At 56.5% G+C, this 14,446-nt stretch carries 12 protein-coding genes; 2 read left to right on the top strand and 10 right to left on the bottom strand.

All coding sequences use genetic code 11. The features are described from left to right. Positions 1 to 154 precede the first annotated feature (154 nt). From pilQ to tapM, 5 genes are read right to left on the bottom strand one after another with little or no spacing between them, the layout of a single operon-like run. Positions 155 to 2,380 carry a type IV pilus secretin PilQ gene (pilQ, locus tag NOM06_RS03225; RefSeq protein WP_255909904.1) on the bottom strand — a complete coding sequence of 742 codons (2,226 nt, stop codon included), beginning with the start codon at positions 2,378 to 2,380 and terminating at the stop codon, positions 155 to 157. 16 nt (positions 2,381 to 2,396) lie between these two features. Next, positions 2,397 to 2,930: a pilus assembly protein PilP gene (locus tag NOM06_RS03220; RefSeq protein WP_005335020.1), complete on the bottom strand. Its 534-nt coding sequence runs from the start codon at positions 2,928 to 2,930 to the stop codon at positions 2,397 to 2,399. Further along, positions 2,927 to 3,526: a PilO family type IV pilus biogenesis protein TapO gene (gene tapO / locus NOM06_RS03215; RefSeq protein ID WP_019446350.1), complete on the bottom strand. Its 600-nt coding sequence runs from the start codon at positions 3,524 to 3,526 to the stop codon at positions 2,927 to 2,929. Before tapO ends, NOM06_RS03220 begins: the two co-directional genes overlap by 4 nt. After that, positions 3,523 to 4,101 carry a PilN family type IV pilus biogenesis protein TapN gene (tapN, locus tag NOM06_RS03210; RefSeq protein WP_005353997.1) on the bottom strand — a complete coding sequence of 193 codons (579 nt, stop codon included), beginning with the start codon at positions 4,099 to 4,101 and terminating at the stop codon, positions 3,523 to 3,525. The genes tapO and tapN overlap by 4 nt, the downstream gene beginning before the upstream one ends. Then, positions 4,089 to 5,150, bottom strand: a complete 1,062-nt coding sequence (gene tapM, locus NOM06_RS03205) for a PilM family type IVa pilus assembly protein TapM (RefSeq protein WP_305120724.1) — start codon at positions 5,148 to 5,150, stop codon at positions 4,089 to 4,091. Before tapM ends, tapN begins: the two co-directional genes overlap by 13 nt. A gap of 300 nt (positions 5,151 to 5,450) precedes the next feature. On the opposite strand from tapM, the gene NOM06_RS03200 reads away from it, so the two are divergent. Further along, positions 5,451 to 7,922 carry a penicillin-binding protein 1A gene (locus NOM06_RS03200; RefSeq protein ID WP_227095108.1) on the top strand — a complete coding sequence of 824 codons (2,472 nt, stop codon included), beginning with the start codon at positions 5,451 to 5,453 and terminating at the stop codon, positions 7,920 to 7,922. Between the two features lie 49 nt (positions 7,923 to 7,971). Here NOM06_RS03200 and oxyR read toward each other — a convergent pair whose 3' ends face one another. The 4 genes from oxyR to NOM06_RS03180 form a co-directional block, all read right to left on the bottom strand. After that, on the bottom strand, positions 7,972 to 8,871 hold the full coding sequence (gene oxyR / locus NOM06_RS03195; protein ID WP_088868677.1) for a DNA-binding transcriptional regulator OxyR: 900 nt from the start codon (positions 8,869 to 8,871) through the stop codon (positions 7,972 to 7,974). A 156-nt stretch (positions 8,872 to 9,027) separates the two neighbouring features. Continuing rightward, positions 9,028 to 10,665 carry a methyl-accepting chemotaxis protein gene (locus NOM06_RS03190; protein ID WP_157162116.1) on the bottom strand — a complete coding sequence of 546 codons (1,638 nt, stop codon included), beginning with the start codon at positions 10,663 to 10,665 and terminating at the stop codon, positions 9,028 to 9,030. 176 nt (positions 10,666 to 10,841) lie between these two features. Further along, positions 10,842 to 11,486: a DsbA family protein gene (locus NOM06_RS03185; protein ID WP_255909936.1), complete on the bottom strand. Its 645-nt coding sequence runs from the start codon at positions 11,484 to 11,486 to the stop codon at positions 10,842 to 10,844. A gap of 75 nt (positions 11,487 to 11,561) precedes the next feature. Continuing rightward, positions 11,562 to 12,422, bottom strand: a complete 861-nt coding sequence (locus NOM06_RS03180) for a Vmh family MBL fold metallo-hydrolase (RefSeq protein WP_042054609.1) — start codon at positions 12,420 to 12,422, stop codon at positions 11,562 to 11,564. Positions 12,423 to 12,548: 126 nt separating this feature from the next. Here NOM06_RS03180 and NOM06_RS03175 point away from each other — a divergent pair, with 126 nt between their 5' ends. Continuing rightward, positions 12,549 to 13,448 carry a LysR family transcriptional regulator gene (locus tag NOM06_RS03175; protein ID WP_005362277.1) on the top strand — a complete coding sequence of 300 codons (900 nt, stop codon included), beginning with the start codon at positions 12,549 to 12,551 and terminating at the stop codon, positions 13,446 to 13,448. A 66-nt stretch (positions 13,449 to 13,514) separates the two neighbouring features. On the opposite strand, the gene NOM06_RS03170 is transcribed toward NOM06_RS03175, so the two are convergent. After that, positions 13,515 to 14,294 carry a BPSS1780 family membrane protein gene (locus NOM06_RS03170; RefSeq protein ID WP_255909902.1) on the bottom strand — a complete coding sequence of 260 codons (780 nt, stop codon included), beginning with the start codon at positions 14,292 to 14,294 and terminating at the stop codon, positions 13,515 to 13,517. Between the last annotated feature and the right edge of the window lie 152 nt (positions 14,295 to 14,446).

Genomic DNA, 14,446 nt, shown 5'->3' with positions numbered 1-14,446 from the left:
TGAATACTGGATCGGGGTACCTATGAACCTTATCTTGCGATGGATCAGGAGGGGGATTATCTCAATAGATATCGGGACTGGCAACCGCAGCCCTTACGCCCCAGCCTCATTGGGGCGTAAGGTTATATGTGTTTTACCCTCACATGTAAAGCATTCAGAAGGCGTCGGTGACTATCTTGGGCGTCACGAAAATCAGCAACTCCCGCTTTTTGTTCTCGCTGGTGGTCTTGCGGAACAAGGCCCCCAATCCGGGAATGTCACCCAGCAACGGCACCTTGGTCACATCGCTCTTTATGGTCTGCTGATAGATGCCGCCCAGCACCAGGGTCTCGCCATTGTTCACCAACACCTGAGTGGTGATGGACTGGGCGTTGATGGAAACCGCATCACCGGTACCGGTCGGTACCGTTTCACCCTTGGTATCCTGGGTCACGGTCAGGTCGAGAATCACCCGATTGTCAGGGGTGATCTGCGGAGTAACCTTCAGGCTCAATACCGCCTTCTTGAAGGTAACCGAGGTAGCGCCACTGGAAGAGGACTCCACATAGGGGATCTCGGTACCCTGCTCGATCAATGCCGGTTTCTGGTTCGCCGTGGTCACACGCGGACTGGCGATAATCTCGGCCTTGCTCTCTTTTTCCAGCGCCGACAACTCGAGATCCAGCAAGGTGCCATCAGCCAAACGGGCAACCTGGAAGGCCAAAGTACCGGCCGCATTGGTCACCGGCAGATTGACGTTCAACCGATCGTCTGCTGTCGGTCTGGTAATTGTCGAGCCACCATTGTTGTTACCAGAGCCATCATTCCCCTCGATGGAGCCGGACGTACTGTTGCCATGACCATCGTTTTTGGTCACCCCCCACCGCACCCCGAGCGCTTCATCAAAGCCGTCATCAATGGTCACCATCCGCGCCTCGATAACCACCTGCTTGACCGGAATATCGAGAATATCGAGCATCCGTTTGATGCTGCTGATGACATCGGCGGTATCCTTGACCACCAGCACGTTGGTCCGTTCATCCACACTCACCGCACCACGGGGTGACAGCAACTTGGTACTTTCGGAAGAGAGCAGGGCAGCCACTTCCGAGGCCTTGGCATAGTTTATCTGCAGATATTCGGTATAGAGCTGCGCCAAATCAGCGACCTGATTGCGGCTCTCAAGTTGCTGCTTCTCGCGCGTTGCGATCTCTTCTGCAGGCGCTACCAGCAAAATGTTGTTATCCAACCGCTTATCCAGACCCCGCACCTTCAAAATAATGTCGAGCGCCTGCTCCCACGGCACCCCATCCAGACGCAAGGTAATATTGCCTGCTACCGAATCTGTGGTTACCAGGTTGAGATTGTTGAAATCAGCGATCAGCTGCAGCACGGTACGGACCGGAATATCCTGGAAGTTCAATGAAATGGGCTTGCCCTGATACTGCTTGGATGCCGTGGCCGTCGTCCGCTTTTTCACCTCGATAATGAAGAGCTTGTCTGCCTGATCGTAACGGTAATCAAACTGACCATTGATCGACAGTTCAAACAGGGTATCACTGCCCTGCCGGGAGACTTCAACCTGAGAGACCGGCGTTGCAAAATCCTGCACATTGATCAGATTAAGCAAGCCATCCGGTACCCGAGTGCCATGAAACTTGGCCAGTACGGTCTGGCCTCGGCTGCTCACATCGACGGCGGCCGAGCTGTTATCCAGCGTGACCAGAAACTCCCCCTGGCCATCTTTACCACGACGAAAATCCACACCGGTAACCGAGTTGAAATAGGCGCCGCCCCCACTGCTCTGATAGTTGTTAAGCACCGGCTTGCTGGCAGGCTGTGTTGCTACCGGCGTAGTCACGGGCGCAACAGGCATCGACCGGGCGACGACCTGAGGATTGAGCAGTGCCGAGGGAGAGGGTGTGGCCACCATCGCAGAGGGTGCTGTCACAGGAGTAGCCGAGGTTGCGGGTGCAATCAGCGCGCTCTCACCATTGATGAGCCCGGAAGAGGCCCCCTCGCCCAATGACACCAGTAATTTGTTCCCCTGTTGCTGCACCTGATAGGGAGCAAGCTGATCGAGTGCGATCTTGATATCCAGACCTGCGCCCTTACCCTCAACCTTGATATTATCTACCCCCAGGCGCTGGATCGGCAGCGGGTTCACTTTCAGCGCCCCTACCGCACCGGGAACATGCAACAACAGCTGATTGGGTTGGTAAGAGAGACGATCGGTAAAGCCAGTGACCGGCTCACTAAAACTGAGCTCCACCAGCAATTGATCGGCCAGCAGCGGATTGACCTTGATCTCCTGCAGGGTTGCCACTGCCCACGCCTGACTGAGGGCGCTGGCGCAAAACAGCAAAGCCACTTTGGATACACTCTCTATTGTTGTTCTCATTGCTGTTCGTCCCTGATTATTGTTTTTCTTGCACATTGGCCATCGCCAACTGGGTTTCTCTTGTTACCCAGCACCCCTTCCCGTCCGGAATGGTTTCCAGCAAATCCACGGCGGTGTCTGTGATCTTGATGACCCGCCCCTGATCAAGCCCCATATACTGGTTGAGCCCGACCCGCATCGATTTGCCATCCGGGGTACTGATCAAGGCCCACAACTGACCCGCCTTACCCAAAGAACCATGCATCGACAGACTGGCCAGCGAATAATTTTCCAGCACCTCTTTCTCACGATCCATCAGGGTCTGTGCACAATCCGGCTGGGCCTTGGCAGTACTTGTACTTCCGACCGTCGCCTCAGGCTGAGGAACCATGAAGGGGCTGCGCAACTCGCGTTGCTGGTAGTGCATGGGGGCAAAAGGCTTCAGCTCGGGCAAGGGCTCTATAGGTATGGGCGGCCTTGCTTTGGTCTGGGCGACATAGCTATCCATGTCCTCCTGGCCACCACATGCCGCCAGCAAGAGGGCAGGCAACAACCAGCAGATGCGTCTCATTGTTTCGGCTCCACTGTTTTACCGTTGTACTTGTAGGTCTTGGCCAGCATCGACATCGAAATCAGCTCCCCTTCATCCTTGCTCTGACCCAGAGTGAAGGAGTCAAGGATGACGATACGGGGCAAGGCGGCCATGTCAGCGGTGAACTTGCCAATTTCATGGTAAGTGCCCACGACTTCGATACGCATTGGTAGCTCGGTTGAAAACTCGTGCTTTACCTCGGGTTCCCAGTTGATCCGGTTCAATTTCAAGCCGTTGTCGGTAGCAATAAAGCTGATATCGTCCAGCAGCCCGGCAACCTCATGGGTATTGGGCAACTGCTTGAGCTGGGTATCAACCAGTTGCTCAAGCTGAACCATTTGCGCCTTGTATGCCCCCAAGTTGGCAGCCAGCATCGCCTTGCTTTCAAACTGGGCTTTCAGTTCGGTCTCCTTACCCGCTTCCTGAGTCAAACTGGTCAGTGAGTTGGCAATCACGTAGTAGTAGATGGCGCCACCGGTCAACACGCAGCAGAAAAAGATGAAGACCCCTTTTGCCCATTTTGGCCAGCTTGCTATGTCATTGATATCCAGCTCGTTGAGTTGCTGAAGATTCATTGTTGCTCCTTGGCCACATTCCCTGCAGCCGCAGCATTGTTGGCGATCAGGAACATCATGGAAAACTGGCTCAATGACACTGGCGCAACATCAGCCGCAAAAATAGTGCTTATCTTTGCCTGACCCAACCAACCGGAACCATCAATCCGTCGCATCATGCTGGCTACCCGCCCATAGGCCTCGGTCTTGCCATTTACATCAATAATATTGTTCTGCATCGAGAGGGTGTTCAGGTAAACCCCGTTGGGCACCAGTGAAGGCAGCTGATTGAAGAGGCGGACGGGCACATTGCGTCGCATCTGCAACTGCTCGATGAGCTGCATCCGATCGATCAGTTCCTTGCGACGCTCTTTGAGCAGACGGATCTCCCCCAGTTGGGCATCCAGAATAGTCATCTCCTGAACCAGCCGCTGGTTGCGCTGCTGCTGGGCGACGATCTGGCGATCAACCAGCCAGTTGGCAAAAAAACCCAGCGCGACCGTGGCCAGCACAAAAATCCCAAGCAAAGCCCCGAACTGTTTCTTTTGGCGCTGGGCCCGGGCTTCACGCCAGGGCAGAAGGTTTATATTTGACATGGTGTGAAACTCCTCAGAGCCAACCCGAATGCCGTCATATATTTAGCACCATGTACCAGCTCGGCCTCACCTTTTGGTTTGCCAAACAGGGCGAACAGATCCGGGTGCAACACCTCGCAATTGACCTCTTCCTTTACCTGTACCAACAAACCAGGCAGCAGACTGCCTCCCCCCGTCAGCACCAGTTTTGCGATGTCGCGATAACCGGATGAACTGCAAAACAGCTGGATATTGCGCCGCACTTGCTGCAGCAGCGAGTTGATGTGGGGCATCAGCACATCCAGCTCATGGTCCACAGGCAAGGTACCTTTGGTTTTAGCCTGCTCAGCCTCATCCAGCGTCATGCCATAAAAGGAGGAGAGCGCCTGGCTGTACTGATCGCCACCGAAGTTTTGCAAGCGGGAGTAGATCACCTCTCCCTTGACCAGCGCCGCAAAGGTCATGGCACTGGCACCGATGTCTATCACCCCGATCGGCCGTTCACTCTCCTGCAATTCGGGCAGACAAGCCACCACGGCACGGCCCAGCGCATGGGCGCCCACATCCACCACCTTGACGGTAATACCGGCTTCGGCAAGGGCGCTGACCCGGCCGTTGACACTCTCGGTGCGGGCTGCGCTCAGCAGCACATCCTGACGATCTTCACTGTTGTTGGTGCTCAGTACCTCAAAATCGAGACTCACTTCATCGAGGGGGAAGGGAATGATCTGCTCGGCCTCCAGCTGCACCTGATTCTCCAGCTCCTTGTCGCTGAGGCGGGCATCAATCTGGATCACCTTGGTTATCACGTTGGAGCCGGTCACCGCAGTGGCGGCATAGTCGCTGTGAGTTGGAATAAGACGCTTGAGGGTCTTGAGAGATTGGCTGACGCGCTCGATATCCTGCAATTGATAGTCAACCAGCGTCCCTTTCGGGGTGGCAATATCGGCGACAGATTCGAGATGAAGCTTGCCGGGTCGGCCACTGAGGGTAACGGCCTTGATAGTCTGGCTGCCAAAATCAATGCCCACCAGAGGGAGGAGGGATCCCTTGTTAAAAAGCCCAAACATATACACATCCATGCGTTATTTGGTTTTATTCCTGAACAGAGTGTAGGACACCCGAATCAGAGGAGTGCTTTACTCATCCTAAATGCTCTAACTATCAATGTCATAAAGTTTATACCGAAAAGTGACCCATCTCGCTTTCTTCGTGGCAAGTGGCCCTCCTTGGTTATTGTTCCCCGTAGTGCTAACCTCTCGCATCCTTTGAGGTGGGTGGCTCGCCACAGGAAAACCTCGAATTCCCGATGGCAAAAGGGCTATACTCTGCGCCCGTTGGCTAATTTTAAGACGATTGGTAGTTCTTCCATGTTGAAATGGCTCGTTCGCCTGTTTATTGTCATGATGCTGGGTGCTGTGCTGGGTGTTGCCAGCCTCATCGGTATCTACTTCTATATCAAACCCCAACTGCCCGATGTCACCGCGCTGCGTGACGTCAAGCTGGCAACCCCGATGCGGGTTTACAGCCGGGATGGGGAGTTGATCGCCCAATATGGCGAAATTCGTCGCATTCCGTTGCGTCTGGACGAAATTCCGCAACCCATGATCGATGCCGTACTGGCGACCGAAGATGCACGTTTCTATGAGCACCCGGGCATTGACCCGATTGGCATCATTCGAGCCGCATCTGTATGGGCTGTCTCCGGTCATGCCCGTCAGGGGGCCAGTACCATCACCCAGCAGGTTGCCCGCAACTTCTTCCTGAGCAATGAGAAGACCATCATCCGCAAGATCAAGGAGGTCTTCCTGGCCTGGCGGATCGAGCAGAATCTCTCAAAAGACGAGATCCTCGAACTGTACCTCAACAAGATCCCCCTCGGTTATCGCTCCTTCGGGATCGGTGCTGCAGCACAGGTTTACTTTGGTAAAGAGGTCAAGGATCTGGGACTGGATGAGATCGCCATCATTGCCGGTCTGCCGAAAGCCCCCTCCATGCTCAACCCCATCCGCTCCCCCGAGCGAGCCTTTGCTCGCCGCAACGTTGTGCTGGGCCGGATGCTGGAAACTGGCAAGATCACCCAGGCCCAGTTTGACGAAGCGTCCAAGATGCCGATCAAGGCCCGTTTTCACGGCGCCGAAGTGACCCTGCACGCCCCCTATCTCGGTGAAATGGTACGCCAGAAGATGGTCGAGCAGTTCGGTGAAGATGCTTACACCATGGGCCTGCACGTCTACACTACCGTCTCTGCCGAGCGTCAGCGGGCGGCAAGACAGGCACTGCTGGATGGCGTTTTTGCCTATGACATGCGCCACGGCTATCGCGGCCCGACGGCTCAGTTATGGAAAGCTGGCGAGACAGCCTGGGATTACGAGCAGATCGTCGCTCACCTTGGCAAGCAGCCCACTTATGATCCGCTGATGGCGGCGGTCGTGACCAAGCTCGGTGATCGCAGCGCCACGCTGGTACTGAAGAATGGCAAGGAAGCAGAGCTCGGCTGGAACGGCATTAAATGGGCCCGCTCCTTTATTACCGACGACCGTCAGAGCTATGCCCCAAAATCGGCGCGCGATGTGCTGAAAGTCGGCGCCCAGATCTGGGTGCGGGAAGAAGGCGAAGAGTTGCTGCTGGCCCAAATCCCGGACGTCAACGCCGCGCTGGTTGCCATGAACCCGAAAAATGGCGCGCTGGAAGCACTGGTCGGTGGCTTCAGCTTCGAACTCTCCAAATTCAACCGGGTCGATCAGGCTCGTCGTCAGATCGGCTCCAATATCAAGCCTTTCCTCTATGCGACCGCGCTGGAGCACGGCTATACCCTGGCGTCGCTCATCAACGATGCGCCGATCAACCAGTGGGATCCGTCAAAAGGGCCCATGTGGCAGCCCAAGAACTCCCCGGCCGTTTATGATGGTCCCACTCCGCTGCGTCTGGGTCTGGCCAAGTCCAAGAACGTGATGTCGGTTCGACTGATGCGCGCTATCGGTCTGGATACCTATATCGACGGTCTGACCCGCTTTGGCTTCCCCCGCGACTTCATCTCTCCCCATGAGTCGCTGGCGCTGGGCGCTGCCGAATTCACCCCTCTCGAAGTAGTGCGTGGTTACTCGGTACTGGCCAACGGTGGCTTCCTGGTGACCCCATACTTCATCGACAAAGTGACCGACAGTCTGGAGAACACCCTCTATCAGGCCAATCCAGCTATTGCTTGCACCACCTGCGAACAGCAGGCGGCACCCGAGCAGAGCACACTGCCGCAGCCAACTGTTGATGGAGCCGCACAAGATGGCACGCAGACCCCTCTCGCGCCAACCATCGCCCCGCATACCATCAGTGCCCAGAGTGCGTTCCTGATCACCGACACCCTGAGCACAGCCATCTGGGGTGGCAACGGCTGGCGTGGTACCGGCTGGCGTGCTGCCCGCGACCTGAAACGTCACGACATCTCCGGTAAAACCGGTACCACCAACGAATCGCGGGATGCCTGGTTCTCCGGCTACACCCCGGAGATCGTTGCTACTTCCTGGATCGGTTTTGACAACCACCAGCGTGGCCTTGGCCGTGCCGAGTTTGGTGGTGGCGCCGCACAGCCTATCTGGATCGACTTCATGAAAGTCGCCCTCAAAAAGCTGCCTGAGCACAAGATGCCGGTTCCCGAGGGGATCATGACGGTGAAGATTGATAGCGAAACCGGCCTGCTGGCAACCAGTGGCGGAACCGACGAATACTTCAAGGAAGGGACCGAACCGACCCGCTACGCAGCACCGAGCTCGGATGGCAATCAGGTCTACGGCGGTGACAACCCCGATGTAGAAGGGCCTGTCTCTACCGACGATATCTTCTAAGTCGTTATCGCGGCAGAAGCAAAACCGGCAGCCTTGGCTGCCGGTTTTTTTATTGGGCCAACTGCTTGCTCATCAGCGTGGCGATCGAGGCGGCCAACTCATTGAAGCAGGGCCGACGCACCGAGTAGTGGCGATAGAGCAGCGAGATGGTACGCCCCGGCACAGGGTCAACCACCGGCCGATAGCTCACCCCGCCCTCATCATGATCGGCAGGTACGGCCAACCTTGGCACCAAAGTCATGCCACTACCAGCGGCCACCATGTTGCGCAGGGTCTCGAGACTGGTCCCCTTGAAGCGTTGATCCTCACCTATCCCGCCAGCGAAACAGAATCCCATCGCCTGATCCCGCAAACAGTGACCATCGGCCAACATCAGTAATTTCTTGCCCTTGAGATTACCAAGCGGCACCTGCCTGGCCTGTGCTTCGGGATGATGGCAAGGCACCGCCAGCCACATCGGCTCGTGGTAGAGCTGGATTGAGCCAAATCCCTCCATCCCCGGCATCTCGGCCAGAATGACGCAATCCAGCTCCCCCTCTTCCAGCCGTTTGAGCAGGGTTTGGGTCTGCTCCTCATAGAGGTAAAACTCCAGCTGGGGAAAACGCTCACGCAGGGTCTGGATAATGCGGGGCAACAGGTAGGGGCCCACGGTCGGAATAAAACCGATATGGATCTCCCCGGACATCGGTTCGGAGAAGTGCTGGCCGATGCTCTTGAGCTCACGCACCTCCTTGAGCACCCGACGCGCCTGATGGGCCATGGCATCTCCAGCCGGAGTAAACAGCACCTTGCGCGAGGTACGTTCGATCAGAATGACCCCGAGTTCATCCTCCAGCTTGCGCAGCTGGCCGCTCAAGGTTGGTTGACTGACAAAGCAGCGTTCAGCGGCTTTGCGAAAATGTTTTTCCTCATCCAGCGCCACCAGATATTCGAGATCGCGAAGATTCATACAGCAAGAGTCCTGCCTGGAAAATGGGCCATCAGCATGCACAATATCGTCCGGCGGGACAAGTCATCCGCTCGCGGTGAACCTCTCTGGCTGCCCCTCCAAAACAGAAAAGCCCGATCACCTTGCGATAATCGGGCTGTTTGACTCGCCGAGGGATTATACCCTGAAACGGCGCACCATATCCTGCAGTTGGGTAGCCAGATGGTTCAGCTCGTTGCACGCCTGAGCCATCTGGGTGGCACCGGCGGCCACCTCTTCGGAAGCATGACTGATATTGACCACGTTGCGGTTGAGCTCCTCGCTCACCGCTCCCTGCTCTTCGGTGGCCGTTGCAATCTGGATGTTCATGTGGGAGATGCTGCTGACCGAGCCACTGATCTGGGAGATAGACTCGCCCGCTTCCCGCGCGGTAGCAACCGTGGTGTTCATCAGCTCCTGACTCTGTTGCATGGTACTGCCCGCCTGTTCGGCACGCTGCTGCAACTCGGCAATGATGGTATTGATCTGAGAGGTGGAGTCCTGAGTGCGCTTGGCCAGAGTACGCACCTCATCCGCCACCACCGCAAACCCCCGTCCCTGCTCACCAGCACGGGCCGCTTCAATGGCGGCGTTCAATGCCAGCAGGTTGGTCTGTTCGGCAATACCGCGGATCACCTCCAGCACCATACCGATATTGCGGCTGTCATCGCCCAGTTGGCGGATCACCACCGCCGTGCTCTCGATGGCACCGGCTACCCGTTCAATACGTTGAATGGAGTCATTCACCGTTTGCGCACCAAGTTCGGCCGTCTCACTGGCCGAGGTGGCGGCACTGGCCGCATCGCTGGTGTTGCGCGAAACCTCCTGCACCGTAGCCTGCATCTCGTTCATCGCCGTTGCCAGCTGATTCAGCTCATGTTGCTGGGAGTTCATATTGTCTGCCGACTGCCTTGCTACGGCACTGATCTCTTCTACCGCAGAGCTCATCTGTACAACAGAACCGGATACCTCCCCAACCAGTTTGCGCAAATTTTCTTGCATCTGCGCAAAGCCTTTCGCAAGTTGTCCTAATTCATCCTGATTGAACGCATTCAACTCCACACGATGAGTCAAATCACCAGCCGCGACGCTACCAACAAGTTCCAGCAAGCGATTAACGGGTCGTTTGATTTGCTGACTCAGATACCATGCAATCAACACCACGAAAATGAGAGTTGCTGCGCCCGTCAAGATACTGAGGAATTTGGAGCTGGTGTATGCCTCTTCACCTTGGGCATCCATCTCCTTGCCAATACGCTCATTTATCTCACGCAAATCCATCGTTAATTTTGTTGCCTGCTCCAGCGTGGTTCTGAGATTCCCTTGCAAAATCTCTCTTGTCTTGTCACTACTCTGTTTCACCGCCTGATATAGCGGGTCATGCGCTGTAAAAAAGGCATTTCCGGCAGTCTTCAACGCGTTAAAGGTTTGCTCTTCATCAGCAGCATTAAAAGCCAATCCGCCGTAATTAGCCGCAGCCTGCTCAAAACGTGCCTTTGAATCCATCACACCTTGTTGGGTTCGTTCAATATCCGCACTGTCGTTGTAGCCCATCGCGATCACCATAGATAATTGGAAACGCCGAGCATCAAGCAGTGCGATATGCATCTGACTTGCATAGCGAACAGAAGGGATAAGGTTCTCTGCCAATACAGTGTTTTGTTGATTGAGATACGACAGTCGTGAGACGCCATACCCGGCAAGCAGGCATACGCAAAGTGCCAGCACCGCAAATCCAGTACTCAACTTCTGACCTATGGACATATTCTGGAGCATAGATTCATCCTTAACTGCGTGTCATCGTTTAATGTCGGTTTTGATAGGAGCTATGTGTTCATGTTTTTGTAATTGAGCATAGCCGTAGAGCTGTGCTTTTGTAGTTTGCATAAGCACCATATATCGCTATCGACACGCAGAGAGGGCCACTTTAACTAGCGCAGACTATTAACGGTTTACTCTATTGCACGCAACAGTCGTGGGATCAGCAACTCCGGCTCCCCCAGATACTGGTTGACCTCTATCCTTTCGAGTTTTCCCCTTCGCTCTATACCCAAAGTAGGATAACCCTGACCGCCCAGCCGTTTCATCCAGCCCTGGCTATCTGCCAGATGTTGCAGCAAGGGGGCCTGCAGATAGGATTGCTGGAATGCCTCGGCTGCAATCCCCTGCTCTGCCGCCAGCGTGGCTAGAAACGCTGGCTCACCAATCCAGATCCCGTCCCGATAGTGGGATTGCTGGATCCGGTGCAACATGACCAGCCCATCGCCCCCCAACGCCGTGACGGCCAAAACCGCACGGATCGGCGGCTCGGAGTCCAGCAGACAGCCTTCCCGCAGCAGCAGTTCGTTAAAGTAGCGTTCGCCAAAATGCTGGCCGGTCAGCGCTTCGATCCGCTGATCATGGGGGCGCACATAATCACGCAATGCCTCGCCCATCGGCTGACGGCAACTACCCAGCCAGAGACCGCCCGCATGCAGCTCGATCTTGAGTCCGGCAATGGTGGCTGCCGCCTGCAACAGGGGGGCGGCACCGTAGCACCAGCCACAGAGCGGGTCATAGACATAATGGAGGGTGGTTTGTTGTTCGCTCATCTTTATTCTCGCTTCAATCTCGGATAAAAAACCGGGCCCTTAGGCCCGGTAAAAAAACACAGGGAAAGCAGGCTCAGTGGCTTACCACTTCATCTCGCCGGTATTGACCTTGGCACCGATGGCCAGACCATCGTCAACCGGCAGTGCCGGATAGGCCTTCTTCAGAGCCTCAATCAGCTCACCGGAGTTTTTCGCCTTGGCCAGCTCCTGTTCGAAACGCTCTACATAGTCACGGGTAAAGGTCACAGCAGCAGTGCCTTTGGGAGCAGTGCCCAGGAAGTGGCCCGGTACCACGCGCTCGGGTTTCAGGGCCAGCAGGTTATCCAGCGCCTTGACCCAGTTACTGCGGGCCGCCTTGGTCTGGCTGTCGGCCATCCAGACATGCACCCCGTGGTAAACCGGCACACCGCCAAAAGCAGTCTTGATGGAAGGAGCCCAGAGGTAGGCATTCGGGGTATTCATCTCTTTGATTTCAATCTTCTCGCCATCCAGCGTCAGGTGACTTGCGGTCATCACTTGCGGCACGGTCAGGCTCTTCGGTGCACCCTTGCCGAGGATCGGGCTCCAGTAGCTCAGCTTGGCATCCTTGGTCTGGTTGATATGGTCAACCACATGCTGATCGGCCAGCACTTTGACATCCGGGAACGCCGCCATGACCGGCTCCAGACCGAAGTAGAAGTCGGGGTCACCGGCACTGATATAGACAGTGGTCAGCTTCTTGCCGCTCTTCTTGATCATGTCGACCAGCGCCTGACCATTTTGCACGTCGAACTGGGCATCGATCAGGATGGCCTCTTTGTCACCGGTCACCAGTGAGGAGGAGACCGGGAAGATCGCCTTCTCGCCAGGGTTGTAGACGGTCACGCTCAGGGGGGCGGCCAGTACGGCGCCACTCAACAGGGTGGTAGCCAGAGTCAGGTTGCGGATCAGGGTGTTGTTCATCATCTATTCCTCATTAAGTATTCGGGGGGTCATTTGATGGACACAGTGTATTGGATCACTTAAGGTGCAAATACAGCATAAAAAGCGCATCACTGTTGCACATATCGAACATATAGAGAGCCGTACATGGATCGACTGACCGCCTTGCGGGTCTTTGTCAGCGTAGTCGAACAAGGGAGCCTGAGCGGCGCCGGAGAGAAACTGGATATGTCGCGCGCCATGGTGTCTCGCTATCTGGCCGAGCTGGAGAGCTGGATGGGCGCCCGCCTGCTGCACCGCACCACCCGTCGTCTGAGTCTGACCGGGCCAGGAGAGGAGGCGCTGAACCGGGCCCGCGCCATGCTGGCGCTCGGCGAAGAGATGGAGCAGATCGCCGTGAAGGGAGATGACGCCCCCAAGGGGCAACTGCGGATCACCAGCAGCTACTCCCTGTCGGAAGCCTTGCTGGTCGGGGCTGCCAACGACTATCTGGCGCAATACCCGGGGACGGCCATCGACATTCTGCTGCTCGACAGAACCGTCAATCTGGTAGAGGAGCGGATCGATCTGGCGGTGCGCATCACCAACGACCTCGACCCCAATCTGGTGGCGCGCCGTCTCGGCACCTGCCACTCGGTAGTCTGTGCCAGCCCGGCCTATCTGGCCCGTCATCCGATGCCACACAAGGTGCAGGATTTGGCGCTGCACAACTGCCTCACCTACACCTACTTCGGCAAGAGCCTGTGGGAGTTCAATGGACCGGATGGCCCCGAGTCAGTACCGGTCAGCGGTAACCTGAGCGCCAATATCTCCAACCTGCTGCTGGAAGCAACGCTGGAAGGCGCCGGGATCAGCTTGCAGCCCCGCTACTCAGCCCAACCCTATCTGGAGCGCGGAGAACTGGTGCCCCTGCTGACCGACTGGCAGCCCAAGCGCCTCGGGGTCTACGGGGTGTATGCCACCCGCAAGCAGATGTCGCCGCTACTGCGCAGCTTCCTCGATTTTCTGCTGGCCCGCATGGCGGCGGATCCCATCTGGCAGGAGTAAGCACTCCGCACACCCAAACATAACGAAGGGGCCGCTGCGGGCCCCTTCTTCACTCTGATCCCTTGATCAGGCTTCAAATCCGAATGGTTCTGAATGCGGCGCTTCCGACTGCGCACTCTCGTCCAGGAAAATATCCCGATAAGCCACATAGATGGAGTAGTTGAGCGCCGGGATCACCACCAGCAGACCTACCAGCAACAGCACAGCACCAAACAGCAACAAAATGGCTGAGAGTAGCCCCCACCAGAAGAAGGGAAAAATATTGCGCCAGCAGCCGAAGAAGCTCAGCCGTACCGCCTGGATGATGCCGATATCGTGGTGGTAGATCAGCGCCGGAGCAAAGGTGACCCCCATCAGCACGGGAATGATGAGCAGCATCCCCACCAGCAATACCAGCAGCAGTTGTTGCAACTGACTGGCTGAGACCACCATGCTCTCGGGATCCTGCGTCAGTAGCGGGAGCAACCCCCACATGGAGAGCAGACCGAGACAGACGAGGCCCACCAGGCTGAACAGCAGCAACACCAGCAGACCGCCTAGCATCAGCGGGGTCAGCTTGTGGCGAAAACCGGCGAAGAGATCGGCAAACTGCAGCGGCTCTCCCCGATAACCCCGAGCGGCGACCGCCACCCAACCCGCGCCCCACACCATGTAGAGCAGCTGGGAGATAAGGCCACCCGCCGGCAGTTGCTCCAGCAGCATACCCACCATAAACCAGACCAGCACCATGGCCACGCTGATCCCCATCCCCTTGTTGAAGATATCGAACCCGCTGCGAACCCAGAGCCAGCCACGACCTGTCGTGTACCGGGCCGGAGTGGTGCGCAAAGGGGGTAATCCGTTCATATCGTCTCCTCGGAGTGTCGGTGGCATCAGTGCCGGAAGCCGATTCTAGAGCCAGGGCGGGGGCGACTCAATGGCGAAGCAACCCGACCACGACATAAAACCTGACGCAGCAATGCACAAAAGGGGCGTCAGCCACGCCCCGCCTCTGGCTG

It is taken from the genome of Aeromonas sp. JL9 (assembly GCF_024436075.1).
GTDB classification, from domain to species: domain Bacteria; phylum Pseudomonadota; class Gammaproteobacteria; order Enterobacterales; family Aeromonadaceae; genus Aeromonas; species Aeromonas veronii.
The sequence above is the reverse complement of the archived record's forward strand: the minus strand, read 5'-3'. Positions and strand labels throughout refer to the sequence as shown.

Excerpts from the sequence above, each read along its gene's own strand:
- NOM06_RS03170 (WP_255909902.1), bottom strand. The coding sequence starts at position 14,294 with ATGAACGGATTACCCCCTTTGCGCACCACTCCGGCCCGGTACACGACA.
- tapO (WP_019446350.1), bottom strand. The coding sequence starts at position 3,526 with ATGAATCTTCAGCAACTCAACGAGCTGGATATCAATGACATAGCAAGC.
- oxyR (WP_088868677.1), bottom strand. The coding sequence starts at position 8,871 with ATGAATCTTCGCGATCTCGAATATCTGGTGGCGCTGGATGAGGAAAAA.
- tapM (WP_305120724.1), bottom strand. The coding sequence starts at position 5,150 with ATGTTTGGGCTTTTTAACAAGGGATCCCTCCTCCCTCTGGTGGGCATT.
- NOM06_RS03190 (WP_157162116.1), bottom strand. The coding sequence starts at position 10,665 with ATGCTCCAGAATATGTCCATAGGTCAGAAGTTGAGTACTGGATTTGCG.
- NOM06_RS03180 (WP_042054609.1), bottom strand. The coding sequence starts at position 12,422 with ATGAACAACACCCTGATCCGCAACCTGACTCTGGCTACCACCCTGTTG.
- NOM06_RS03175 (WP_005362277.1), top strand. The coding sequence starts at position 12,549 with ATGGATCGACTGACCGCCTTGCGGGTCTTTGTCAGCGTAGTCGAACAA.
- tapN (WP_005353997.1), bottom strand. The coding sequence starts at position 4,101 with ATGTCAAATATAAACCTTCTGCCCTGGCGTGAAGCCCGGGCCCAGCGC.
- NOM06_RS03220 (WP_005335020.1), bottom strand. The coding sequence starts at position 2,930 with ATGAGACGCATCTGCTGGTTGTTGCCTGCCCTCTTGCTGGCGGCATGT.
- pilQ (WP_255909904.1), bottom strand. The coding sequence starts at position 2,380 with ATGAGAACAACAATAGAGAGTGTATCCAAAGTGGCTTTGCTGTTTTGC.
- NOM06_RS03200 (WP_227095108.1), top strand. The coding sequence starts at position 5,451 with ATGTTGAAATGGCTCGTTCGCCTGTTTATTGTCATGATGCTGGGTGCT.